The 23,428-nt window shown below is 63.0% G+C and carries 18 protein-coding genes; 10 read left to right on the plus strand and 8 right to left on the minus strand.

From position 1 onward, the window contains the following. Positions 1–197: 197 nt before the first annotated feature. Complete coding sequence (locus ACW175_RS14510; RefSeq protein ID WP_492100754.1) at positions 198–1,694, plus strand: S10 family serine carboxypeptidase-like protein; 1,497 nt, start codon at positions 198–200, stop codon at positions 1,692–1,694. 337 nt (positions 1,695–2,031) lie between these two features. Then, positions 2,032–4,110 carry a M13 family metallopeptidase gene (locus tag ACW175_RS14515; protein WP_492100755.1) on the plus strand — a complete coding sequence of 693 codons (2,079 nt, stop codon included), beginning with the start codon at positions 2,032–2,034 and terminating at the stop codon, positions 4,108–4,110. Positions 4,111–4,620: 510 nt separating this feature from the next. Here ACW175_RS14515 and ACW175_RS14520 read toward each other — a convergent pair. Beyond that, positions 4,621–6,900, minus strand: a complete 2,280-nt coding sequence (locus ACW175_RS14520; RefSeq protein WP_492100756.1) for a TonB-dependent receptor — start codon at positions 6,898–6,900, stop codon at positions 4,621–4,623. A gap of 718 nt (positions 6,901–7,618) precedes the next feature. Between ACW175_RS14520 and ACW175_RS14525 the strand changes: the two genes are divergently transcribed. Beyond that, positions 7,619–8,362, plus strand: a complete 744-nt coding sequence (locus tag ACW175_RS14525; RefSeq protein ID WP_492100757.1) for a helix-turn-helix transcriptional regulator — start codon at positions 7,619–7,621, stop codon at positions 8,360–8,362. A gap of 300 nt (positions 8,363–8,662) precedes the next feature. On the opposite strand, the gene ACW175_RS14530 is transcribed toward ACW175_RS14525, so the two are convergent. Next, complete coding sequence (locus ACW175_RS14530) at positions 8,663–10,933, minus strand: TonB-dependent receptor (protein ID WP_492100758.1); 2,271 nt, start codon at positions 10,931–10,933, stop codon at positions 8,663–8,665. A 587-nt stretch (positions 10,934–11,520) separates the two neighbouring features. Here ACW175_RS14530 and ACW175_RS14535 point away from each other — a divergent pair. From ACW175_RS14535 to ACW175_RS14560, 6 genes are all read left to right on the plus strand, one after another. Continuing rightward, on the plus strand, positions 11,521–12,714 hold the full coding sequence (locus tag ACW175_RS14535; RefSeq protein WP_492100759.1) for an MFS transporter: 1,194 nt from the start codon (positions 11,521–11,523) through the stop codon (positions 12,712–12,714). A 196-nt stretch (positions 12,715–12,910) separates the two neighbouring features. Next, on the plus strand, positions 12,911–13,564 hold the full coding sequence (locus tag ACW175_RS14540) for a helix-turn-helix transcriptional regulator (protein ID WP_492100760.1): 654 nt from the start codon (positions 12,911–12,913) through the stop codon (positions 13,562–13,564). Between the two features lie 288 nt (positions 13,565–13,852). Continuing rightward, positions 13,853–14,725, plus strand: a complete 873-nt coding sequence (gene phhA, locus ACW175_RS14545) for a phenylalanine 4-monooxygenase (protein WP_492100761.1) — start codon at positions 13,853–13,855, stop codon at positions 14,723–14,725. A gap of 162 nt (positions 14,726–14,887) precedes the next feature. After that, entirely contained in the window at positions 14,888–15,346 is a 459-nt protein-coding gene (locus tag ACW175_RS14550; protein WP_492100762.1) for a 4a-hydroxytetrahydrobiopterin dehydratase, read from the plus strand. Positions 15,347–15,728: 382 nt separating this feature from the next. Further along, positions 15,729–16,733, plus strand: a complete 1,005-nt coding sequence (locus ACW175_RS14555) for an ornithine cyclodeaminase family protein (protein WP_492100763.1) — start codon at positions 15,729–15,731, stop codon at positions 16,731–16,733. After that, complete coding sequence (locus tag ACW175_RS14560; protein ID WP_492100764.1) at positions 16,730–17,989, plus strand: aminotransferase class V-fold PLP-dependent enzyme; 1,260 nt, start codon at positions 16,730–16,732, stop codon at positions 17,987–17,989. Before ACW175_RS14555 ends, ACW175_RS14560 begins: the two co-directional genes overlap by 4 nt. 71 nt (positions 17,990–18,060) lie before the next feature. On the opposite strand, the gene ACW175_RS14565 is transcribed toward ACW175_RS14560, so the two are convergent. From ACW175_RS14565 to ACW175_RS14590, 6 genes are all read right to left on the minus strand, one after another. After that, a complete protein-coding gene (locus ACW175_RS14565; protein ID WP_492100765.1) occupies positions 18,061–18,228 on the minus strand; it encodes an acyl-CoA dehydrogenase family protein in 168 nt (55 codons plus the stop codon). A gap of 39 nt (positions 18,229–18,267) precedes the next feature. After that, the gene (locus tag ACW175_RS14570; protein ID WP_492100766.1) at positions 18,268–18,789 is read right to left on the minus strand and encodes an ABC-type transport auxiliary lipoprotein family protein; all 522 of its coding nucleotides are present in this window, start codon (positions 18,787–18,789) and stop codon (positions 18,268–18,270) included. Between the two features lie 131 nt (positions 18,790–18,920). Then, complete coding sequence (locus ACW175_RS14575) at positions 18,921–19,856, minus strand: MlaD family protein (RefSeq protein ID WP_492100767.1); 936 nt, start codon at positions 19,854–19,856, stop codon at positions 18,921–18,923. Next, complete coding sequence (locus tag ACW175_RS14580; RefSeq protein WP_492100768.1) at positions 19,856–20,644, minus strand: ABC transporter ATP-binding protein; 789 nt, start codon at positions 20,642–20,644, stop codon at positions 19,856–19,858. The genes ACW175_RS14575 and ACW175_RS14580 overlap by 1 nt, the downstream gene beginning before the upstream one ends. Beyond that, on the minus strand, positions 20,641–21,729 hold the full coding sequence (locus tag ACW175_RS14585; RefSeq protein ID WP_492100769.1) for an MlaE family ABC transporter permease: 1,089 nt from the start codon (positions 21,727–21,729) through the stop codon (positions 20,641–20,643). Before ACW175_RS14585 ends, ACW175_RS14580 begins: the two co-directional genes overlap by 4 nt. A gap of 40 nt (positions 21,730–21,769) precedes the next feature. Continuing rightward, a complete protein-coding gene (locus tag ACW175_RS14590) occupies positions 21,770–22,213 on the minus strand; it encodes a hypothetical protein (RefSeq protein WP_492100770.1) in 444 nt (147 codons plus the stop codon). 229 nt (positions 22,214–22,442) lie between these two features. Here ACW175_RS14590 and ACW175_RS14595 point away from each other — a divergent pair, with 229 nt between their 5' ends. Next, positions 22,443–22,964 carry a TetR/AcrR family transcriptional regulator gene (locus ACW175_RS14595; protein ID WP_492100771.1) on the plus strand — a complete coding sequence of 174 codons (522 nt, stop codon included), beginning with the start codon at positions 22,443–22,445 and terminating at the stop codon, positions 22,962–22,964. Positions 22,965–23,428: the final 464 nt, after the last annotated feature.

The raw sequence follows: 23,428 nt of genomic DNA on the forward strand, positions 1-23,428 counted from the left end.
CAAGCTCTTATGCGTGCGCACCGCCTGACATAACGTCCAGATTAACTTGACGCCACATCCCTGCACGCGGCACATCGCTGGAAGCCTATAGAGGGGAGTCCACCGTGAAGCGCTGCACTAGGGTCCGATCCACGGCAAAGGCCCGACATCTCGTCTGCGCTGCGTTGCTGGCGGCCGCGCCCCTGGCGACGCTCGTCATGACGACGCCAGCCACTGCCGGCCCTCCTGCTAGGACAGTGATCGGCGCCGGCGCCCAGGATGCTCTAGCGCCCCGCCTGATCGATGATGAGAGCGTGGTGGTCAGCGAGCGCCGCATCCAGACCCTTCGCGGACCGCTGACCTACGAGGTCAGGGTCGGACGCGTGCCGATCCGCAACGACGATACCGGCCAGGTGCGCGGCCGCCTGTTCTTCGTCGCCTATGTGGTCAAGACAACCGGGCCACGTCGGCCGATCACCTTTGCCTGGAATGGCGGGCCGCTGGTCGCCTCCGCGATCGTCCATATGGAGGGAATGGGACCGCGCCGTCGGACCGCTCAGGGTATGATCGACAATCCAGACACGTTGCTCGCCGATACCGATCTGGTGTTCATGGACGCCATGGAAACCGGCTTTTCCCGTCCGGCTGCCCCGGAGTTCTCGCCCGACTTCATGAACATGACCGGCGACGTCAACGCGACCGCCGAATTCATTCGCGCGTATCGGGCGCGGTTCCGCGCCGGCGACCAGCCGCTGTTCCTCGCCGGGGAGAGCTACGGTGTGTTCCGGGCCGCGGCGCTCGCCGACAAGCTGAGCGCCGCCCATGTCGATGTCGCCGGAGCGATCCTCGTGTCGGGCGACATCCCCAACATTCCGCAGCCGCCGGAGTTCTACGATGCGATGCACATCCCGGCGCGGACCGCGGCGGCCTTCCACCATAAGCGCCTTGCAGCCGACCTGATGCAGGACCGTGAGGCGACGATGAAGGCCGCGCTCGACTGGGCGCGCGCCGTCTATATGCCCGCGCTCGCACGGCGCAAGGCGCTCGCCCCCGAGGAACGCGAGGTCATCGCGACGGCGCTCGCGCGCTACACCGGCATCTCGCCAGCGCAGGTGAACCGCGACACGCTGGTCGTCCCCATCCAGCAATATCTGACAACGTTTCTGAGCCTCGACGGCGGCAAGGCGCTCTCGGACGAGGATATGCGGGTCAGGGTTGACGAAGATCGCAGCGACGTCGGCAGCGCCGAAATGGTCGATAGCTATATCCGCGGCGAGCTCGGCTATGCGACCGACCTTACCTATGCCGGACTTGAGACCGGTTATTCGCCCTTCCCCGCCCCCAAGAAGCTCTCGATCCGCGACCGGTGGATCTACAATCAGCCGGGGGTCACGCCCGAGATCGTGGCCGAAGTCAAAAAGACCTGGGAAGTGTCGCCGCTGGCGCGCGTGAACCCGACCTGGATCATCAATGCGATGAAGCAGGACAAGGATATGCGCGTCTTCGTCGCGACCGGCCGCTTCGACCCCCTAAACATGTGCGAGGGCAATATGATCGCCGCAGCCCAGTTGCCCTCCGATCTTGGCGATCGCATGAGCACCCACTGCTACGAAAGCGGCCACATCATCTTGCGTGACGACAAGGCCAGCGCGCCCTTCCTGCACGACGTGTCCGCGTTCATCCAACAGACGGTGGCGGAGCGGCCGAGACCCTAAGGCGTCGTGCCGGTTAGTGCTCGATACAGCTGGGCCCATACCGGAACGCCGCAGGTTCGGCCGAACCTGCGCAAGGTCGTGACGACGCCTTACGGCGATCCACGCCCCGCCGTGAAATTTGCGAGATTGATCGCGTTTGCCGTCCGCCGCGGCTTGGGGACACGGCGTCCGGCTGGACGCTTGAGCTGGCGCAAAGCGCTCGTCACAGACATGTCCATCTCGCGGCCAACCAACAAGCACTAGACGTAACGATTATATCGACCGTTTGTCACTCTCGGAATTGACGCGCCACGGTGACGGACTAAGACGGAGTGTCCAAGTTTTCAGGGGTCGTTCGATGCGTCTGTCGTTGCTCGCCACCACCTTCCTCGCCCTCCCCGTGCTCGTCGCCGGCTGCGCGCACCCGATCGCTGGCGAGGGCGCGGCGACATCGACACCCGCAGCCAAGCCCATAGCGGCGCCGCAAGCACCCGCAGCCAAACCGCAATATGGGACCTACGGCTTCGACACCGCCAGCATGGACGCCTCGATCGCGCCTGGCGACGATTTCTTCGGCTATGCCAACGGTGGTTGGGTGAAGACCACGCCGATCCCGGCGGACAAGTCGAACTACGCGCTTTTCGACCGGCTTGACGATCTTTCGCGGGAGCGCACCCGTGGCATTCTTGAGGCCGCGAGGGGCGACACCCGCTCCAAGATCGGCGCGGCCTACGACACCTATCTCGACACTACGGCGATCGAAGCCAAGGGGTTGTCTCCGGTCCAGCCGTGGCTGAACCAGATCCGGGCCGTACCGGACAAAGCCGGCTTGCCCGCGGTCTATGCCCAGGCCACGCGCAATGGCGTACGCACGCCCTTCAGATTTTATGTCAGCCAGGACGACAAGGCGCCGGAAACATACGCCTTGCGCCTGCTCCAGGGCGGGCTCGGCATGCCCGATCGCGACTATTATCTGTCCAAGGACGCACAGCTCGCCAAGACCAGGGCGGCATATCTCCAGCATTTGACCAACATGCTGACGCTCGCGGACGAGTCCAACGCCGCTGCGCGCGCCGCCGCGGTGCTCGCCTTCGAAACCAGGATCGCCGAGGTCAGCTGGACGCGCGTCGATGGCCGCGACGCGGACAAGACCTACAACAAGATGACCCTGGCCGAGCTCGACAGCAAGGCGCCAGGCTTTGACTTCAGGGCCTATTTCGACGGCATCGGCGCCCCCGTCGACTATGTCATCGTCTCGCAACCCAGCGCGGTCGCGGGGATCGCCAAGTTGATCCAGACGACGCCGATCGAAGCCCTCAAGGAGCAACTCCTTGTCCGCTCGCTCCACGGCTTCTCGGACGTGCTGCCCAGCGCCGTCGACAAGGAGGATTTTGCCTTCAACGGCACCATCCTCTCGGACACGCCCGAGCAGGAAATTCGGTGGAAGCGCGCGGTCGACTTCACCACGGGCGCGCTCTCGGACGACATCAGCCAAGTCTATGTCGCGAAATATTTCCCGCCGGAGACCAAGGCGGCGGCTGACACGATGGTCAAGAACATCATCGCCGCCATGGGCCAGCGCATCGACCAGCTCGATTGGATGTCGCCCGAAACCAAGGTGAAGGCGCGCGCCAAGCTAGCGGCGTTCAAGCCCAAGATCGGCTATCCTGATCGTTGGAAGGATTACTCGCGCCTCAAGATCGCCGCCGGCGACGCCTTCGGCAACCGGCTGCGCGCCAACCAGTGGACGCATCAGGACCAGGTCGACCATCTCGGAAAGCCTATCCAACGCTGGGAATGGGACATGACGCCGATGGAGGTGAATGCCTATTCCAACCCCAATATGGTCGAGATCGTCTTCCCCGCCGCGATCCTGCAGCCGCCCTTCTTCGATCCCAATGCGGATCCGGCGATCAACTATGGCGGCATCGGCGCGGTGATAGGTCACGAGCTCAGCCACCAGTTCGACGATCAGGGCGCCAAGTTCGACATGCATGGTCGCCTGACCGACTGGTGGACGCCAGCCGATGTCGCCGCGTTCACGGCGCGCACCGACGCGCTGGCGGCCCAGTACAGCCAGTATGAGCCGCTTCCAGGCATGCACATCCAGGGCAAGCTGACCCTGGGCGAAGACACCGCCGACCTGGCGGGTCTCACCGTCGCCTACGACGCCTACAAGGCTTCACTGGGCGGTCGGAAAGCGCCCCTGCTCGACGGGACGACCGGAGACCAACGCTTCTATCTCGGCTGGGCGCAGGTCTGGCGCAGCAAGATCCGCGAGGCGACGCTTCGTCAGCGGCTGCTCACCGATCCGCACTCCCCGGCGCAGCAGCGCACCTGGGTCGCGCGCAATCTTGACCCCTGGTATGGCGCCTTCGCCCCAGACCCGACGACCAAGCTCTTCCTGGCGCCGGAAAAACGCGTTCGCATCTGGTAATTGCCAACCACCCTCCCGCAGGCGGCGGGAGGGGCAAGCTCGTCCCCTCGCCTGACCCGCCTGTCCTGCCGATTGGGAAGCGCTGTTGTGGGATAGGTGGGCAGCGGGGAAGCTGGCGGCGCGGCGCGCGGCTCAAATCTGGACCATCGAAAGCCCTATTCATCACGCTGGTAAAGTCGTCCCCGTCGCCGCCCCAATCAGCTAGGATTTATGCCCAGCCGCGTCCACAGCGCAGCGAAATCCGATCAATGCCGAGCAGTCCTTAGACGGCGCGATCAATAGCAGCCGCGCAGGCTCGCTCAGCGATGGTAGACGATCGGCGAACGCATTGTCGCGTGAGCCCGTGACAATCGTTCAACCCTATGCCCGCGGCGGTGACCGGTCAGTTCGCTTTCTCGTAAAGCAACGACTTCCAGAATCGGCGAGCCCCCGACCGCAACGCCAAGCCATGGCGCCGCGCTCAGGGGCTCAACCCGTCTTTGGACCGACGGCGATTGCTCCCAGCCCGCGTCAGAATTTCTGCGAGAGGCGAACACCGTAGATGCGCGGCTGGATCACATTGACGACCAAAGGATTGAAGAAGCTGTAGTAGCCCTGCGCCGTCGCGCTGATCGCCCGCTTGTTGGTCAGATTGCTGACGTAGACATTGACACCGAACCGCTCCTTTTCGACACCCGCGCGTACGTCCACGGTAGAGTAGCTGGGAACCGTGTAGGGCTCGGCGATCGAGTCGTAGGTCGACCCCCGATAAGCGTAGGTGCCGCCGACATAGGCGCGCGTATCGTCACCCAGCTGCCACGCATAGCTGACGTCGGCGGTCGCCGTCCATTTGGGCACGGCCGGGATGCGTTCCCCCTTGAGCTTTCGCACCTCAGGCGCATCCTCGGTGAACTTCCCGTCGGTGTAGGCGGCGTTGCCGCTCAAGATCAGCCCTCTGACGGGCTCGAACGACGCCTGGACTTCGCCGCCCTCGCTGCGCGCCGTACCGCCATTTCCGGTGATGCCGAAGGGGCCGACATAGACGAGCGTTTGGATATCGCTCCAATCAATGCGGAAGAGATCCGCGTCGAAAGTGATGCGGCCATCCAAGAGGTGAGCTTTCACGCCCGTCTCATAGCTCCAGATGCTGTCCGACACGAAGAAGGGCTTGAGATCGGCGGACGCGCCCGGCGGCAGGCTGCGCGCACCGCCTGGCCTGTAACCGCTTGCCGCGCGCAGATAGAACATCAGGTCCGTGTTCGGCCGCCAACGCGCGCCAAGCTGATAGGTGTCGGCATCCTCGCTCGAGGAGGTCTTGCTCTCTTCCAAGGCGCCCGGCGGCAAGCCGTAGAAGAAGCCGGCCAGCACCGAATTGCTGTGCTGATCGATACTGCTGCGACGGTAGCCAGCGGTGATGTCGACCGTCTCCGAGAGATAAGCGGTCGCGTTGACGAAACCGGCATATTCATCGAGCGTGGATTTCAAAGCGTTCCGCGCCAGCGGGTCGGTCGCCGCGTCAGGCTGGCCATTGGGCAGATACGAAAGCATGTTCAATGCGACGTCGGCATTGGCATGCTGATAGAAGGCCCCGGCCTGAAATTCGATCGGGCCCAAACGGTTCGACGTGAACCGGAGCTCTTGCGAGAATTGCTTCTGACCGAACTTGGCTTGCTGGCTCGCGGGGGTCGCATACTCGATACCGCTGCCGGTGCCGACGTAATTGTAGGTCAGGTCGTTGTTGGCGCGGGGCACGACATTGGAAAGACCGCTCGACGACAGGACCGTGCCAAGCGGCGTGTTCCATTTGAGCGTCGCCGAGTAGATTTCGCTGCGCACGCGGAAGCTCTCGGGCGTATAGCGCTCTTGCTTGTCGCGTCCGAACAGCGGCTTGGAGGTTTGCCAGTCGAGGTCGACGGAGCCAAAACCGTGGACGACCGACTTCTGGGTCGAGGCCGAAAGATCGACGCTCAAATTATCGGTCGGTTTCCAGTACAGAGCCCCGCGAACACCCCACGCATCCCCTTCGTTCACGGCGTCGCCAGCGAGCGGCCCGACATTGTCGATATAGCCAGCATCGCGCCGATAATAACCGCCGACGCGGACCGCCAGATTGCTGGTGAGCGGCGTCGAACCCGACGCACGCAGCGTCGCGCCCAACTGGCCGTTGTCCAGCATATTGAGCTCTTCGGAGGTATTGAGCTCCGACTTGGTCAGGCTGGGTTTCTTGAGAACATATTTGATGACGCCACCAAGCGACGAGGCGCCATACAGCGTTCCTTGCGGTCCCTTCAGCACCTCGACGCGCTCAATGTCGTTGGGATCCAGATCGGGGGAGTTCAGGCCGCTGCGAGACGCGCCGCCGGAGCCGCTGATCGGCACGTCGTCGACATAGACGGAGACGGTCCCCGCGACAACGAGCGGGGGGATGCCGCGGATCGCGACCGATCCGTTGCCCGGCGCGCCGCCCGGCTTGATGCTGATGCCGGGCGTTAGCGCGATGAAATCAGCCAGGCTCTTGGCGCCGCGTTGCTCAAGCTGTGCGCCGGTGACCACGGAAATGCCTTGGGGCACGGTGCTGAGACGCTGCTCGCGCTTATTGGCGGTGACGATGATGTCGTCGAGCTGAATGGCCTCCGACCCACCCTGGGCGCGCGTCGCCGTCGACGCCTCGGCCGCTTTATCGCCGCCAGCGACTTGCGCCATCGCGATAGCGGGAAACAGCGCCGCGGCTGTCGCCAGCATCAGCGCCTTGTTGGTGCGCATGCGGTTGACCGCCGAAGTCATCCTGGCGCTTTCGAAGACAGGTCGCATCTCTCTGTTCCCCCAATAAATTCGTGCTGGCCAACGGCGCCTTTTCCGACGCTCCCGGCCTTCAGCAACGAGACCGTCATGACATTTCATATAAACGTCAAGTCTATTTAGCAGTTTTGTAACCCCGCCAACGGCTGCGCCCTATCGGCGGCAGGCGGTCGGCAAAACAGCCAAATCGGCGGCCCGGATCGCGTTTTGGGATGGGATCTCTTGGTTTCTCGCGCCGGTCGAGGTGAAGCTGCCCGCCTGCCGATTTGGATTCCGCTTCACGGCTGTACAGTTTGTCAGAAACCGCCAAAGGTGGTGCTCTCGAATTGCCGCGCCAGCGGGCGCCGGTATCGCGCCGTGACCGCGCAACGCCTTCGGCGCAAGCGCGTCCATGGAAGATCGCGTCCGCGTTCAAATCGGGACCGAATGAATGGCGCGCCTTGCGCGGGGCTCATTCGCGCAGGCAGCCGGCGCCCGGAAAAGCAGCGCCGGGCCGACGGGTTGAGGCGAATGACGCCGGCCCGCTCGATGTGATCGACCTGCGGTCGGACCGTCGACGCCGCGCCGGGCATTTTAAATCTGTCTATTATTCAATAGATTATAGCGGCGATCCACTGAGGCATGTCCGACCACAACCTTGACAAAATGCCAGTCGCGCACGCTCTGTGCATGCTCTACGACCGCACCTATCGCTTGGTAGACCCACTATCGGCTGTTCGAGGCACAAGAGATGGCAAACAAAAAGAAGATCGACCGCGTGCCCGAAACCGTCGACCCGTTCAGCGCCTATTTTTCGGTGGGAGAAGCCATGGCGACCCTGCTGCATCCTTTCGCCGAGGTCGTCCTGCACGATTTGCGGACCGGTCGTATCGTGCGGATCTGGAACAGCTTCACGGAACGCCAGGCAGGAGACCTATCAAATTTGAAAGGCGCCAAGGACGCCTTTCCCGACGAACAGTCCATCCTGGGCCCCTATGAGAAAGCCCTGCCATCCCAGGGGCGAACCAAGTCGATCACGGCGGGCCTTCGTAATCCCGAGAACGAATTAATCGGCTTTCTCTGCGTCAATCTCGACGTCAGCGTCATGGACAGCGCGATCGCGATGATGTCGACCTTTGCATCGACCGAGTTGAAGCGGCCAGAGCCGATCTACCGAAATGATCTCCAGCAGCATGTCAGCTATCTGGTTCGTGACTATTCGCTTCGGATCAATAAGCCAATCGAGAATCTGACCCGCGCCGAGCGCGCCGAACTGGTCGGGCTGGTCAATCGTGACGGTCTGTTCCAGGCTAGGCACTCGGTCACGCACGTGGCGAACGCCATGAAGATCAGCCGCGCGAGCATCTACAACCTGCTCGCCGAGATTAACAAAGATTGCGACAGCGCCGATGGCGAACCGCTTGCGCCCAGCCCGCAACCCGAGACCGAGTCCGCCAAGCCATCGCGGCGCCGCGCGGCAAACCGAAGCGCATAAGCCCATCAGCCACAGGCAGGCGGGCTTGTGCGCTGACACCAAGATCGAGGGGCGCCGGCGCGATGGCCGATCAGCCGCCAAGGCCCTGGGGGCGGCCCGACGCCGCGCGCACCTGAGCGGCGGGAGCGTGAGGCGTGGCGACGAGCGTCGGCATGTCGCCTTTCGCCAGACCCCCTCCTGGGGCGCGTTCCAGGCGAGGCCGCTCGTCGTCTCCCGCAGCGCGCCGGTAAAGAGAAGGGGCCGCGCCGAAACGTGACCCCTCCCCGTCAATCAACTCAATGTTTTCGACAAAGTGCCCAGTCAGTATTTCTGGCTGACGACAATCCCGAACGTCCGCGGCTGATTAATTGTGAACGGATAATAGGGGAGATTGACAGTATTCGCGATGACGCTTCCCACCAGCGCGCGCTTGTTGGTCAGGTTCTTCACATAGAGATTGACCGACAGATTGCCCGCCTGAAGCCCCGCATGGGCATTCCATAGCGAATAGCCGTCAAGCGTGCGGCGGTTCGAATCAAGCTGCGATGATCGTGTGTTCCAGTCCGCCCCCACAGTGGCCGACATCATGTCGCTGACGGGCGCCGAATATTCGGCGTACGCGCCTGCTGTCCATTCCGGCACGAAATAGAGTTTCTGCCCGGCGGTCACCCGAGCAATGACATTTCCCTCAGTAAATCGTCCGTCGGTGTACGCAAAATTCCCTCCAAGCGTCAGGCCGCGGACTGGAACATAAGAGGCCTGGAATTCAACGCCCTTGCTGCGCGCGCCACCCGCATTGCCATCCGTTGCGTCATTGCCGACGGGTTCGAGCGCCTGAATGTTGGACCAGTCGATCCAGAAGCCGTCGAATTCGACAAGGAGTCTGCCGCCCAGCGTGCGCAGCTTAGCGCCCGCCTCGTAGCTCCAAAGACTGTCGGAGGTGAAGAAGGGCGCAAACCCTGCCGGCGCCGACGGCGGCACGGTCCGGCCGCCCCCAGGGCGGTAGCCGCTGGCCGCACGTCCGTAGAACAGCAGGCTGGTCGTGGGACGCCAACGGATTCCCGCCAGATAGGTGCTCGCATTCTCCGACGATCCAGAGATGCTCGTGAAGGCGGTGGTGGGAGCCGTCGCGCTGACAAGCACCCCGGTCCGGACACTGAGGTTGTCGGTATCGATCGAACTATAGCGATAGCCGGCGGTGATATCGAGGCGCTCGGTCAGGTAGAACGTACCGTTCGCGAAGCCGGCATATTCCGTCAGACCAGCCGTGCGGTTCGCGGTGATGCGCGGTGCCACAGGCGCGAGTTGACCATTCGGCAAGTAGCTAAGGTAGGTGGCGACTTCGAACAAATCTTCGTTCTGGTAGAATCCGCCAGCCATGAATTCGACGGGACCAAACCGGTTGGAGACGAAGCGCAATTCCTGCGTGGTCTTCTTCACAGTGCCATCGTAGCCGCGCCCAAGCGGCGTCGCGGCGCCCACGGGGAACAGCGCGTTGTAAGATTTCTGGACGTCGGTCGCATCATATTGAACAGAGGTGTCGAACTTGGAGTAGCTAGTCGCCGATACGAGGGTGCCGGGCCCCAAATCCCAGTTGATGGCGGCCGAGTAGAGCTCGAGATCGACGCCAAAGGGCTCATTGACGTAACGGCGCTGCTTGAGATCCCCATAGAAGGGCTTCTTGGTCGCGAAGACATAGTCGACGTTCGAGCCGCCGTCGGACTTGTTGTCCTGACGCACCGCATCAAGGCGGATCGAGACGTTGCTCGTCGGAGCGTATTTCAGAGAGCCGCGAAAACCCCAGTCACGGGAGCTGTTGGCGCCTTTACCCTCCAGGCCCAGATCGGTGATGTAGCCGCCCGAATAGCGATAATACCCGCTGACGCGGACCGCGAGCGCATCGGCGATGATGGGCGTCGAGATCGCGGCGCGAACCTTCACGCCCGCCTTGCCACCCTCGACGAAATTCACTTCCTGACTCGCCGTCAGTTCGGTGCTCGTGAGATTTGGCGCGCGGGTCACATAGTGGAGCACGCCGCCCATCGAGGACGCGCCGTACAATGTTCCCTGCGGCCCTTTCAGAACCTCGACGCGGTCCAGGTCCGTCGGGTCAAGATCGACGGTAAACTGCGACCCCCGCGTTGCCGGGCTTGCAGGGCCGACCGGGATATCGTCGACATAGGTCGCGGTGGTGGACCCGACACTCTGCGGAGAAACGCCGCGTATGGAGACCGCTCCGTGACCGGTATTGCCGTAGGAATTGATCGACAGACCAGGCACGAAGGCGATGTAGTCCGCGATGCTGTCGGCGCTTCGCGTCGTGAGAACCTCGCCGGAGACTGCCGAGATACCCGCCGCGACGGTGCTCAGGCCCTGCTGGCGCTTGTTGGCGGTGACGACGATGTCGGAGACGGTGTCTTCATCGGCCGATGAGGTCGCCGCCGCGCTTTGCGGCTGCGCGACTTGTCCGCCGCTTGGCGCTGCCCAGGCCGCATGAAGGGGAAGCGCCGCAAAGATCACCGCGAGGGCTGTCCCGGCGTGTAAGCGCCCCAAGCGGCCACAAATCGAAGAATGCCGTTCACGACTGTCCATGATGTCCCCTCTGAAGCAGCGCTGCGAAATCTATAAACGTGTGGGAACGCGCTGCTACTGAAGTGACGCTGTGGTGTTTTAGACGTTATGTCAATCTGTTGAGGAATGATCTCGGTGCGCTTGCCTAAAGGTTGGGCTGAAACAAACGACGCTTCACGACCGCAGGGGGAACAATCGGGCGCAGGCGAGCCGCCCTGCGCCTTGCCGGTATCGGCGCAAGGGCGGCGTAAATCGTCGACGCGGGCAGCGCTATCACGACGGTTATTCCCGCCCACCTGTGAAGGCGCCGCGCGCGGGCCGACTCTATGGCGCTGCGCCAGCAGGTGACGATCGTGTTTGCCGCCCCTCCCTGCGGCTTTACGATGACGAACAACACAGATACTGACGTTTTGTCTTATGTGACGATTAGTCGAGCTTTGCGGCCGGGGGAGAAGATATGTCTACGAGGCAAGGTTTTCCTCAAGCGGTGCCGGCCACCGCTATTGGCCAACGATCGGATCGTTCGGCTCTCCTGAGTCAAATTTCGTGTTGAAACCAGGCAAACCAAGCGCACGAATTGCGCCTGCGCTCGCAGCGAAAGGAAGAAAATGAAGGTTCAAAAGCCGCACGCCGCGACGGTCATCTTCATTTGTTTTCTCGTGGCGGTCTTTGAGGGTCTGGATATCCAGTCGATGGGCGTCGCCTCGCCTGGCCTCTCCCGCGAGCTTGGCTTCTCGCCCGGCGAGATGGGCATCCTCATGAGCGCAAGCACCGTAGGGCTGATGATCGGCGCGGCGGCTGGGGGATGGCTGTCGGACCTATATGGACGCCGATCCGTGCTTCTGTTGTCGATGCTCATGCTCGGAGCGTTCTCGCTCGCGACGGCCGTCGCCTCGACATTCCCGGTCCTGATCGCTGTTCGTCTGCTCGCGGGCCTCGGCCTCGGAGGCGCGTTTCCCAATCTGATCGCACTGACGTCGGAAGCCGCACCGTCCAACTACCGCGCCAGAGCGCTAAGCTTCATGTATTGCGGTCTCCCGATCGGCGGCGCCGCCGCAGGCGGTCTTCTGGGTTTCCTCGGCGGCGGCGAGTGGCGCACCGTCTTCTGGGTCGGCGGATTTGGGCCGCTTCTGCTCCTGGTCCCGATTGCTCTTGGCCTGCCTGCGGCGAAACGCGGGGTCGAGCAGGCCGCCGGTGGTGTTGCGCAGCCGGGGCCGGAGGCAGGACTATTGGGCGCTCGTTCGCCCGTCACAGTGCGGCTTTGGATCGCCTACTTCTTCACGCTTCTGGTCGTCTATCTCCTGCTGAACTGGTTGCCGTCGCTGCTGGTGTCCCAGGGCTTTTCTGGCGCCAAGGCCGCAAGGTTCGCCCTGATCATGAACGGTGGGGCGGTGCTGGGAAGTCTCATACTCGGACGGTTCGTTGATATAGGCCGGCCTCGTATCGTACTGGCCATCGCCTATTTGGGCATGGTCGCGGCCTTGCTCATCCTATCGCTTGGCCACAACGCCACCCTGATCTTCGGCGTCTTCGCGGCCGGGTTTTTTGTGATCGGCGGTCAGCTTGTGCTCTATGCGCTCGGACCCATGGCCTATCCGCCGGCGATACTCGGCGCCGGCGTCGGCGCCGCCGTCTCCGTCGGCCGGGCAGGTTCCGTGGCGGGGCCGTTGCTCGCGGGCCTAGCGATCTCCGCCGGCGTGGCGCCCAATCTCATCCCCGCGCTCGCCGCGCCGGGGCTGGCGGTGGCGCTGATCGCAGGCTTGGGCGTCCTTGGCCGACTGCCTGTTGAGCGCCATCCGTGACGACGCGTAGGGCTAGGGTCGCGGGCCGGGATGCCCCAGCCAGAATGGCGGATGCAGCGGGCGGCCCGTCGGCCAATCCGCAGAGCGACTTACCTTTGACAAAATGACTAAGTTGCCCAACAGAAAGTCAATCAGTGTCGGGAGCCACGAAGGGTTCTGGCGTCTATAGGCCATCGGGTGAACGCGGATGACAGTGATGAAGCAGATGGTCGCGCCATCGACGATGTCCGATCCGCTCGCGGTTCATTTCGCGACGGGCGAAGCGTTCGCAACCTTGCTCCATCCCTACGCCGAAGTCGTGATCCACGACCTCGGCACGGGACGTATCGTGCGGATATGGAACTGCTTCACCGATCGGCAGGCCGGTGATCTTTCGAACCTGAACAATGCGGGGGAGCTGTTCCCCCAAGACCAGGCCGTCCTCGGTCCCTATGAAAAGGCGCTGCCCTCGCAGGGGCGCACAAAGTCCATTACAGCAGGGCTGCGCGACGCCGACGGCTCGCTGATCGGGTTTCTGTGCGTCAACCTCGATGTGAGCATCATCGATCGGGCGCAGGCTTTGATGTCCGCCTTTGCTTCGCCCGAGATGAAGCGGCCGGAGCCCATCTATCGGACCGATATCCAGCAGCACATCAACTATCTGTTCCGCGATTATTCGATCCGCCTCAACAAGCCGATCGAAAACCTAACCCGCTCAGAGCGCGCAGAACTGATCGCGCTGGTCGACAGAGATGGCCTGTTTCAGGCAAGAAACTCGGTGATGATCGTTGCCGCGGCGATGAAGATCAGCCGCGCGAGCGTTTATAATCTACTGTCGGAGCTCAACGGGCGAGACGCAGGCGGCGGTTAGCGGCGCAGCGGGAATGGGCGCTCGCCCGATACGACTATTTTGGTAACGCCCGCGGCAGCGGAGTTCAATGCCCGCAGACGCCATGATCGACGCTATGCGCGTACTGAAGCGAACCTTCGTCGCCCATTGCCGTGGAGTTGACAGTCCATCGAAATTGTCAAATCGTCCATCTCGCGGAACGTAGAGCTGATCGAGGCAGGCTGTTGATCGCGTTTGCTGAGTAGGTGCAGCGTGCTCACCTCCACGGCCGGCTTCAGCGTTCTCATCGTCTAGTCTGAAGGCCCTGTCATGAGCGATCCCACAGCCCTGCCCCTTGAGCTGCCGTCTGGCGCGGCCGCCGATTGGACTATTGCGCAGAACTGGGCGGCCTATACGCCGGCCGAGCACGCCGTGTGGGACCATCTTTTTGCGCGTCAGTCGGCGATGCTGCCTGGTCGCGTCTCGCCGACGTTCCTGCGGGGCTTGGACGTGCTGCGGTTGTCCAAGCCGGGCATTCCGGACTTCGAAGAGCTATCCGAGCGCCTGTCCAAGCTCACGGGTTGGTCGATCGTGGCCGTTCCAGGGCTGGTGCCTGACGCCGTATTCTTCGAGCATCTGGCCAACCGGCGCTTTGTGGCCGGCAACTTCATTCGCAGGCCTGAACAGATCGACTATCTGCAGGAGCCCGATGTCTTCCACGACGTCTTTGGTCACGTTCCGTTGCTGGCCGATCCGGTTTTCGCCGACTACATGCAGGCCTATGGCCAGGGCGGCCTGCGCTCGCTCGAATATGGCTCGCTCGACAAGCTAGCGCGGCTTTACTGGTATACCGTCGAATTTGGCCTAATCCGCGAGGACGGCGCGCTACGTCTCTATGGCGCGGGCATCGCGTCCAGCTACGGCGAGTCGATTTTCGCCCTGGAAGACCCCTCCCCCAACCGCATCGGCTTTGACCTGAAGCGGGTGATGCGAACCCGCTACAAGATTGACGATTTTCAGCAGTCCTATTTCGTCATCGATAGTTTCGAGGACCTGCTGCGCCAGACCCAGGAAACCGATTTCGCACCGCTCTACGCCGAGCTGGAACACGAGGCAGACCTGGCCCCCGATGCGATCGCCCCCCAGGACGTCGTGGTCCATCGCGGCGTCCAGAGTCACGCCACCATCAGCAAGATTGCCTGAGTGTGTCGCCGCATCCGTGCAAGACTGGCGTTCGACGGCTTCATCGGTCAAGCGCCGACGTCGCGCCGTCGGTCTTAGAGCGCGATGAGACCGTTTCGGCGGGTGCCAAGTGGGTGCGCGTTATCGCGATCGGGTTTTGCGGCCGCGTCGACCGCGTGACCGATGACGCGGCGCCTTCGGCGCGAAGCTATCCTCGTCCGGCAATTTGGTTCGGGCCTCGCCGTGCCCCTCTACCAGCCTGTGGCCTGCAATACGCATCGCGCTCCATTCGCGGCGGTGACAGCTCCCCCCAGCCTTGTTCAGGAAAACATCATGTCTATCGCCCGTCTCGAGCCCGCCGTCTGCCGTCGCCGGCTCGACGAACTCAACGGCTGGGCCTTGACCTCCGATGGTCTTGGCTTGGTGCGCCGATTTAAGTTCGACAACTTCGTCCAGGCCTTTGGCTTCATGGCTTCGGTGAGTTTGCTGGCCGAACGCGCCGGTCATCATCCCGAATGGTTCAATGTCTATGATCGGGTCGACATCACCCTGACGACCCATGAGGTGGGCGGGATTTCAGACCGCGATTTCGCGCTGGCGTTCGGGATCGACCTGATCGCCGCGCCAATCGCCATTGCCTGAGGCGATCAGCCTGCATTGTGGAGTTCCCTGGCGCCGAGCGTCCAGATGGCCGCCGCCGACGGGCCATAGGCCAAGGCGCAGAGCGTGACGAGAGACGGAGTCCGCACATCCACTGACGATCCGACCTGGCACCCCGCATTTGCTGCGCGCTTACAGATTGCCCGAGCGGACGATATGTCTAGCATCGCGAGGCCCGATTTCAGCCTCTTGGCTCGGTCCCTCACGCACCCCATCGCAGATTGACGGCGATAATTGGCGACAGAGAGGTTTGACAGTTCGTCCAAACTCGATAGCTTGTCCAAGCAATGACGAGAGGGCGGATCCCATGGCGCGCGAGAGCCAACAATCGCATATCCGGCGACCCAAGCGGAGCGCCTGATCCTTGACGAAAGTCGCCTCCCCGGTCCTGGCCGCTCCCAAGACCCTGTCCCTGATCAACGACGCCGCGCTGCGGGCCCTGGTGCCGATGGCCGACGCGATCGAGCTGGTGGCGCGCGCCATGATCGATCTCAGCAAGGGCCGCGCCATCGCGCCCGAGCGTTGGGCCATTCCCCTGACGGGGGATAACAAACTGGGATTCATGCCGGGCGCCATGCCCGAGCTCGGCGTGTTCGGCGCCAAGCTCATCAGCCTCTTCAAGGGCGGTGAGGGCTCCAGTCACCAGGGATTGATGCTGCTGTTTGACTTGTCCAGCGGCGCGCCGCTCGCCGTCGTCGACGGCGCGGTCCTAACGGGACTGCGCACGGCTGCGGCCAGCGCCGCGGCCACGCGCGCGCTGGCCGCGCCCGACGCGCGCAGCGTTACGTTCATGGGCTGTGGCGAGCAGGCGCGATGGCATGTCGAGGCGATGTTGGCCGTGCGTCCCATCCAGGAGTTCAATCTCTGGAGCCGCAGCCGGGCTAGGGCCGAGGCGTTCGCCAACGAGATTCGCCGGGCCGGCCGAACGGTCACGGTCCATGACGACCCGCGCGCGGCGGTCAGAGCGAGCGAGATCGTCTGCACCTTGAGCGCCGCGGCCGAACCCATTGTGCAGGGCCAATGGCTGCGCGCGGGACAGCACCTCAATCTGGTCGGGTCGAGCACGCGGCACTTTCGCGAGCTGGACGATGAGGGCGTCAGGCGAGCCGACTACATCGCCGACGAACGCGCTCATGCGCTGTCCCAGGGCGGGGAGCTACTGCACGCGATCGAGCAGGGGGTGGTCGACCAAGATCATGTGCAAGCCGAGATCGGCCAGGTGCTGTCGGGCGAGCGCGTCGGGCGGCGGGACGCCGAGGCGATCACGCTCTATAAATCCCTGGGCCACGCGGTTCAGGATCTGACCGTAGCGAAAGCGGCGTTGATGCGCGGTCGTGAACGCGGCGCCCTTGCGGAGATTGCCTGGTGACCCTGCCCTCCCCCACCTCCACCCGTCGCGGGTTCCTGGGCGCCATGGCCCTGGCGGGCACGGGCGCAAGCGCGGCGCCGGCCCTGGCGCGCACCATGGGACCCAAGGTCGAGGCCTCGGCCTTCATGATCCCCGATGGCGAGCTTCTACTCAACAACGCTGGCACCCATCCCATGCCGCGCGTGACCTATCAGGCCATGTGCGACTATGTGCTGGGCAAGGCCGAAGGGGCGCTGTCGCCCCGCAGTGTGCTGTTTGAAACCCTTCCGCCAGCCCGTGCCGCCTTCGCCAAGCTGATCAACGCCTCGCCTGACGAGATCGCCGTCGTCCAGTCCACTCTGGCGGCCGAGAACCTCGTCGTCTCGGGGATGGGCCTGCGCGAAGGCCGTGGCAACATTGTTACCGACGCCCTGCACTATGAAGGGGCCCTATATATGTATCAGGCCCTGGCCAGCCGTAAGCTGAAGATCAAGATGGCCGCGCCGCGCGACTTCGGGATCGCCCTAGAGGATCTCGACCGGCTCATCGACCATGACACCAAGCTGGTGGCGATCTCCCTGACCTCCTCGAGCAACGGCTTCACCCATGACCTCAAGGCCGTCTGCGATCTGGCCCACAGTCGCGGAGCGCTGGTCTATGCCGATATCATCCAATCGGCCGGCGCCTTCCCGATCGACGTCAAGGCTACCGGCTTGGATTTCGCCGGCTGCGGTTCCTACAAATGGCTGATGGGTGATGGCGGCAGCGGCTTTATCTATGCCGCCAAGAAGCACCTTGGCACGGCCATTCATCGCGATCACTGGGGCTTTCTGCAGTGCGACCCGATCGAGCAACTGCCCTTCGAGCCGGCGACTTGGCCTGAGTGGCCCCTGCGCTATAAGCGCCTGGAAACCGCCCCGGGCTTCTTCGAAGTCGGAACGGTGGCCTTTGGGGTCTTGGCGGGCCTGGAAAAATCGATGGGGCTCATTGACTCCATCGGCGTGCCGACGATCCACGCGCACAGCCAAGGGCTGCTAGCGCATCTGCGCGAGGAATTGCCCAAGATCGGCCATAGGCTGGCCACGCCGCCAGGTCCGGGGCCCGTGCTCTCCTTCACCGCCGATGAGCCCCGCGCGCTCCGCAAGCGGCTTCGGGCGCAGAAGATCGACGTGAAGGCGATCGGTGGCTTGATGCGTGTTTCGCCCAGCATCTTCCACGATCATGCCGACATGGAGCGGCTGCTGGGCGCCCTGAAGGGTGAAGCGCGTGGCGCGTAAGCGCAGGACCGGCGAAATCGTTTGAGACTCTCCGCCACGCGGCGCTTGGGCCTGGACCAAGCGCCGCGACACTAACGCTGTTGCATCCTCCCCCACACGCCCCCAGCGCCTATGGCCCGGAAGAGCGCCGGCGGATAGCCGCGCGCCTGCTCGAAGGCAAGGCTGCCGGGGCGGATTTCGGCTTGGGCGAAGGCGTTGACCGCTCCACGCAGGGCCCGCTGGGTCTCGGTCAGGATCATGGTCAGGCGACTTTGGCGGTCGGATCGGCGGTCAAACGTTTAGTTTCGCTTTGACTGACCGATCACCGATTGCTGCGCCGTCCAGTCCACCAGCTCGGTCGTAAAATCCAAGACCGCCTGGTCGAAAGCAGAGACTATCGCTGCCTGAGAGTTTGCGGCTGCTTTTTCCTTGATGCTGAAGGAGCGTTTACAAACTAGTTTTGTGCCGGCCGTGTCGGTCAGTTCCGCCGTGCCGCTGACAAAGATCGTTGGGGGCGCGTCCGGCCCAGCGTCCTGATCATATCGTGCTTCGAACCGATCGAAGGCCAGGCGTAACTGCATGGCGTCGGCTGTTCGCGCCGAGGCCGGCGTCAGGCGAACGGTTGGCGCGGTCTGGTCAAAGCTGCGGGCGATCGCTTGCATCATCAGATCAGGCGCCGCCGTGACCCACCGTGCATCCTTGAGGTACAGCACGCCATCGCCACGAGCGGTCAGTATCCGGTCGCCTTCGATCTCCGGCGCGAAACGTATGCGCGCCAGTCGGACGATATGCTGTCGCGCGCCATCGCCCGCGGACTGCATGGAGACATCGCCAGTAGGCATTCCGAACCGATAAAGATTGTCGGGTTTCCCGCCCCCCAGCAAGGACGCGCACGATGCCAGAGGGACCAGCACAAGCAGGGGGACCAGGCAACGCAGCAAAGGATGAGATCTCATTTGGGTAGCTCCAGTTCTTTGCCGCTGTTCTTGGTAAGGGCGTGCCGTGGATTCTGGCGTACCTGACGGATCAGGGCATCCAGCGAGTCCGAAGTCTCCTGCAGGCTCTGCATTGTATCGTTGATCGCGGGCAAGGTCGTGGCGCCGAAAGCGCTGCTCTGGGTGTTGATATTGGCGACGACGCCCCGTGCCTCGGCAATCGTCACCCTAAGGTCACTCGCTGCGGCCGAAATATCCTCGAAGGACTTCCTGCCATCGGTGTCGGTGATGTCGCGGACCGCCGCCACAGTATGCTGGATATCGTCAGCGGTGCGGTCGAACTTGGCCAGCGTGCTTGCAGCATGGGCGAACATGGCGCGGTTCGCGGCAAGTTCGCTCGTCGTCAGGCGCACATCTTGCACCATCGCGCTAACGGTCGCGATATTCTTGTCTGAGAGTAGTCGGTTGACGCGATCCAGAGCGGTGGTCGCACTCTCGATCATCTGTCCGCCGCCTTGCAGCAGCGCCGCCAGGGAATCGGTCTTGCTCTTGATGATTGGGCGTTCTTCACGGGTCGTGTCGCGAAGCAACGGTTTGCTGGGGGTGCCGGCGCTGATCTGGACGATGGATACGCCCGAGATACCCTGTGCCTCAGTCGACGCGATCGAGTCGGCCCGGACGGGCGTTCCATGGGTCAGGATGATGTCGGTGATGACCCGATTGGGATCGTGTTCATCGAGCCGGATACGTTCGATTTGCCCGAACTTGATCCCGTTGAACTGTACATCTGAACCGACGCTGAGGCCACGAACGGGGCCCTGAAAGATCACTTGGTATTTGTCGTCGGCGGAACCGAACCGAGCTCCACCGAGCCAGACCACGAAAACGATGCCCACAATGAATAAGGCCGTCGAGACCATCCCGACGATCGCGTAGCTTGCATGGCGTTCCATCAGAGCTCTTTCTTCGCGTCATGAGCGGCGCGGCCGCGCGGTCCCAGAAAATAGGATCGTATCCAGGGATGATCCGACCGCTCCAATTCCGTGACGGGGGCGACGGCGACGACCTTGCGGTCGGCCAGCACCGCAACGCGGTCGCAAATGGCGTAGAGCGTGTCGAGATCATGGGTGATTATGAAAACCGTCAGGCCCAGCGCATCCCGCAGGTTCCGGATGAGCGCGTCGAATTCCGCCGCGCCGATTGGGTCGAGGCCCGCGGTCGGCTCGTCGAGGAAAAGGATTTCGGGATCGAGGGCGATGGCGCGGGCCACGCCAGCGCGTTTGCGCATGCCGCCTGAAAGTTCCGATGGCCGAAGGTCGCCTGCATGTTCGGGAAGTCCGGCGAGCTTGATCTTAAGTCGCGCAAGTTCAGCCAGGAAGCCAGAGGACAGGCGGGCGTGCTCCAGCATCGGAGCCTCCACATTTTCCTGCACCGTCAGAAAGGAGAAGAGCGCGCCCTCTTGGAACATGACGCCAATCCGCTGAGACAGCCCAATCCTGGCGTCTTCGTCGCCAATGTCCCGGCCGAGGATCTCAACCGTTCCGCCATCGGGCGCTTTGAGGCCCAGGATTGTGTTGAGCAGAACCGATTTGCCAGTGCCCGATCCGCCGACCACGCCCAGTATCTCTCCACGCCGAACCTCCAGGTCGAGACCATCGTGGATCACTTTGCCGCCAAAGGCGGTGCGCAGGCCGACGACTCGGATGGGCGGCGCGTGTGCTGGGTTCAGGTCCTGGCTCACAGGTCGAGGACCATGAAGATCACGGCGAAAACAGCGTCGAACATGATGATCATAAAGACCGACTGAACCACTGCGGACGTGACATGGTGGCCCAGGCTCTGGACATCGCCTTCCACCATCATGCCATGGCGTGATCCGCTGGCCGCGATGACTAGGCCCAGAAAGGGCGCCTTCCAGAGACCCATCCAGAAATGGCTAGTGCTGACGGTTTCGGAAAATCGCTGGACGAAGAAGGTCGGTTGAATGCCGATCGTCGCCCAACTCACCACCAGACCGCCGGCGACGCCTCCCAGGTCGGCGATGAACGTCATCAACGGCATCATCATGACCCCGGCCAGGATGCGGGGGACGATCAGCGCCTCAAACCGGTCGATGCCCATGACTTGCATCGCGTCGGTTTCCTGGTTCATCCGCATCGATCCGATCTGCGCGGCAAACGCAGAGGCCGATCGTCCCGCGAACAAGATGGCGGCGATGACCACTCCGAATTCGCGCAGGATCGCAACGCCGACGAGTTGGACCGTGAATACTTCCACGCCCAAGGTCGTCAGGAGCTTTGTGCCGACAAGCGCGATCACCGCGCCGATGAAGAAGGTCATGATGAAGGCAATCGGCAGGGCATTGATGCCTGCGTCTTGCATCATCGCGATTAGCGGCGTTGGGCGGAGGCGGCGAGGATTAATCGCCACCCGCCCAAGGGCAAGGAACATGTGGCCGGTAAAGACGAACATCGCGTAGATGTCGGAGCCAATTTCGCAGAGTTGTTTTCCGAGCCGGACGAAGAAAGGAAGCCGCACCTTGGCTTGCCCGTTGCTGTCCTCGACGGAGGCGCGGACCAGAGCAAACAGCCTGACGATATCGTCGCGCTCACCGAATTCGACCTGCGCATCGTCGCTCAGGAGCTTCGCCAAACAAAGCGCACCCGCCGTGTCCACCTTGCCGATGCGCGAAAAATCAACGTGGCGCGGCCTTTCCTCAGGCGGCGCCTTTCGCGTGGCGTCTCCCATATCCAGCACGATCCAGTCACCGTGAGGGCGCAATGTAGCTTGACCGCCCGAGGCGTCGATCTCCCAGCCCGCCGTCATCGCGAGCGCCCCGCGCCATGGGGGTCAGGCAAAAACATGCTCATTGGAGACCAAGCCCCCAAGCGCAGTGTAGAGCGGGACACCATTCTGCAATTTGGTCGCGCGCAGCAGGATCAACGGCGGTCGAGAACAGATTGCGCTGCGCATCCATCACGACGAAATTGATGGCGGCGCCGCTGTCGTATCGAAGCTGAGCCGCCTCCGCCAATCGCCGTTGGACGGCAACCGCCTCCTGCTGCTCGCGGTGGCGCTGGCGGCGCACTAGCGCGCCGGACACTTCCCGGAAGGCCTTTTGTACGGTGTACTGATGGGCGGCAGCCAAGCGCGCCCGCACTCCCGCTGCTCGCACCGCCTCGATACGACCCGGGAGTTCGACGACGTTGCGAACAACCCCGGAAGCGACGGTGACTACAGCGACCGTGACCGGCGGCGCCGTCGGTTGCGTCTCGCCGCCGCTGCATGCAGCCACGAAAAGCAGGACCACAGTAGCCGCTGGCACGAGCGCCAGAGTGCGAGGGGGGATCAACAAGCAGCAACTCCGCTGTTAAAGGGTCGGCATGAGCGGCTTGACCGTCAGCATCGGCGCCCATGGATCAGATCCGCGAACCGGCGCTGTACAACGCACTAACCGGACACCAATGTCCGCTTAGTAGCTGGGAGAGTAGGAGAGGTCAAGGATGCGAAGGGATGCAAAGGAGAGGCGCGACGCATTGGTGAGAACCGCAGCCCATATGTTCGAGGAAATGGGCTATGACGTGCCGCTTGAGGTCATCGCTGAGAAGGCAGGCGTTGGCCGGGGAACGCTGTATCGCAACTTCAAGGATCGCTCCGCATTGGCGATCGAAGTCGTGAATCTTCGGCTGGACGAAGTGTCCCAAGACGTGGGGCGGTATCCCGACCCCATGGATGCATTCGTGTTTCTCTTATGCCGGGTCGGCTTGATGTCGGTTCTCCACGCGGCGGGCATCGACCGTCTTTCCAGTGATGACGCCCTGACCGCCCAGTTTCGCGAGCTTCAGCAACGAGCGCGCGACCTGTTTGGGCGCCATCTCCAGCGTGTTCAGGCGGCAGGCCGGATCCGGTCAGATATGACCTCGGCCGATTTCGATGTGCTGGCGCGCATGCTCCAAGCCGTCGCGACCGATCTTCCCAAAGAAGAAAGAGCGGATGCAATTTCGAGAGCCGTCGCGCTTCTGATTGAGGGCATTGGGGCCGGTCCGCCTCCGCCCATCTAGGGTCACTCAGAGATACGCTAAGCGCCCACGGCCGCGCGCAGCCGGGCAAGATTGGCTTCACCAAGACCATCAACGCCTGGCGCAGGCAGGTCAGCCACGGTGACCTTGCAAGGGTTGCTGATCCACGCGAGCCAAACTGAAAGTCTCACCGGATGGGTGCGCCCTTAGGGTCCTTTCAGGAACAGCCGAGGGACGTCGAATGAGGCCGTCAGAGTGTGCAACGGAAGCGTCCCGCGGGACCCTCTCCCGCCGTTCGCCTGTCTTTCCGCGCCGCAGCCCTCCCCGTCCTTGGCGCGGTTGTCGGCGAGCCGCCTGACGAACAGTTAATGATCCCGCCCGGCGTATCACTGGCCTATTTGACGCCCTTGGCCTGGCCAAGGGAGGTTTCAGCCGCCTTCGAAATGCGGGCGCTATAGAGCCGCTCACAGACATTTATGACTGGCGAAGGGGCGCGCTGTTCCGGA

Source organism: Caulobacter sp. FV1ye6ST (assembly GCF_058681225.1).

Excerpts from the sequence above, each read along its gene's own strand:
- ACW175_RS14525 (WP_492100757.1), top strand. The coding sequence starts at position 7,619 with ATGGCAAACAAAAAGAAGATCGACCGCGTGCCCGAAACCGTCGACCCG.
- ACW175_RS14550 (WP_492100762.1), top strand. The coding sequence starts at position 14,888 with ATGACGCGGCGCCTTCGGCGCGAAGCTATCCTCGTCCGGCAATTTGGT.
- ACW175_RS14565 (WP_492100765.1), bottom strand. The coding sequence starts at position 18,228 with ATGATCCTGACCGAGACCCAGCGGGCCCTGCGTGGAGCGGTCAACGCC.
- ACW175_RS14510 (WP_492100754.1), top strand. The coding sequence starts at position 198 with ATGACGACGCCAGCCACTGCCGGCCCTCCTGCTAGGACAGTGATCGGC.
- ACW175_RS14515 (WP_492100755.1), top strand. The coding sequence starts at position 2,032 with ATGCGTCTGTCGTTGCTCGCCACCACCTTCCTCGCCCTCCCCGTGCTC.
- ACW175_RS14530 (WP_492100758.1), bottom strand. The coding sequence starts at position 10,933 with ATGGACAGTCGTGAACGGCATTCTTCGATTTGTGGCCGCTTGGGGCGC.
- ACW175_RS14585 (WP_492100769.1), bottom strand. The coding sequence starts at position 21,729 with ATGACGGCGGGCTGGGAGATCGACGCCTCGGGCGGTCAAGCTACATTG.
- ACW175_RS14540 (WP_492100760.1), top strand. The coding sequence starts at position 12,911 with ATGAAGCAGATGGTCGCGCCATCGACGATGTCCGATCCGCTCGCGGTT.
- phhA (WP_492100761.1), top strand. The coding sequence starts at position 13,853 with ATGAGCGATCCCACAGCCCTGCCCCTTGAGCTGCCGTCTGGCGCGGCC.
- ACW175_RS14570 (WP_492100766.1), bottom strand. The coding sequence starts at position 18,789 with ATGCAGTCCGCGGGCGATGGCGCGCGACAGCATATCGTCCGACTGGCG.
- ACW175_RS14535 (WP_492100759.1), top strand. The coding sequence starts at position 11,521 with ATGAAGGTTCAAAAGCCGCACGCCGCGACGGTCATCTTCATTTGTTTT.
- ACW175_RS14520 (WP_492100756.1), bottom strand. The coding sequence starts at position 6,900 with ATGCGACCTGTCTTCGAAAGCGCCAGGATGACTTCGGCGGTCAACCGC.
- ACW175_RS14575 (WP_492100767.1), bottom strand. The coding sequence starts at position 19,856 with ATGGAACGCCATGCAAGCTACGCGATCGTCGGGATGGTCTCGACGGCC.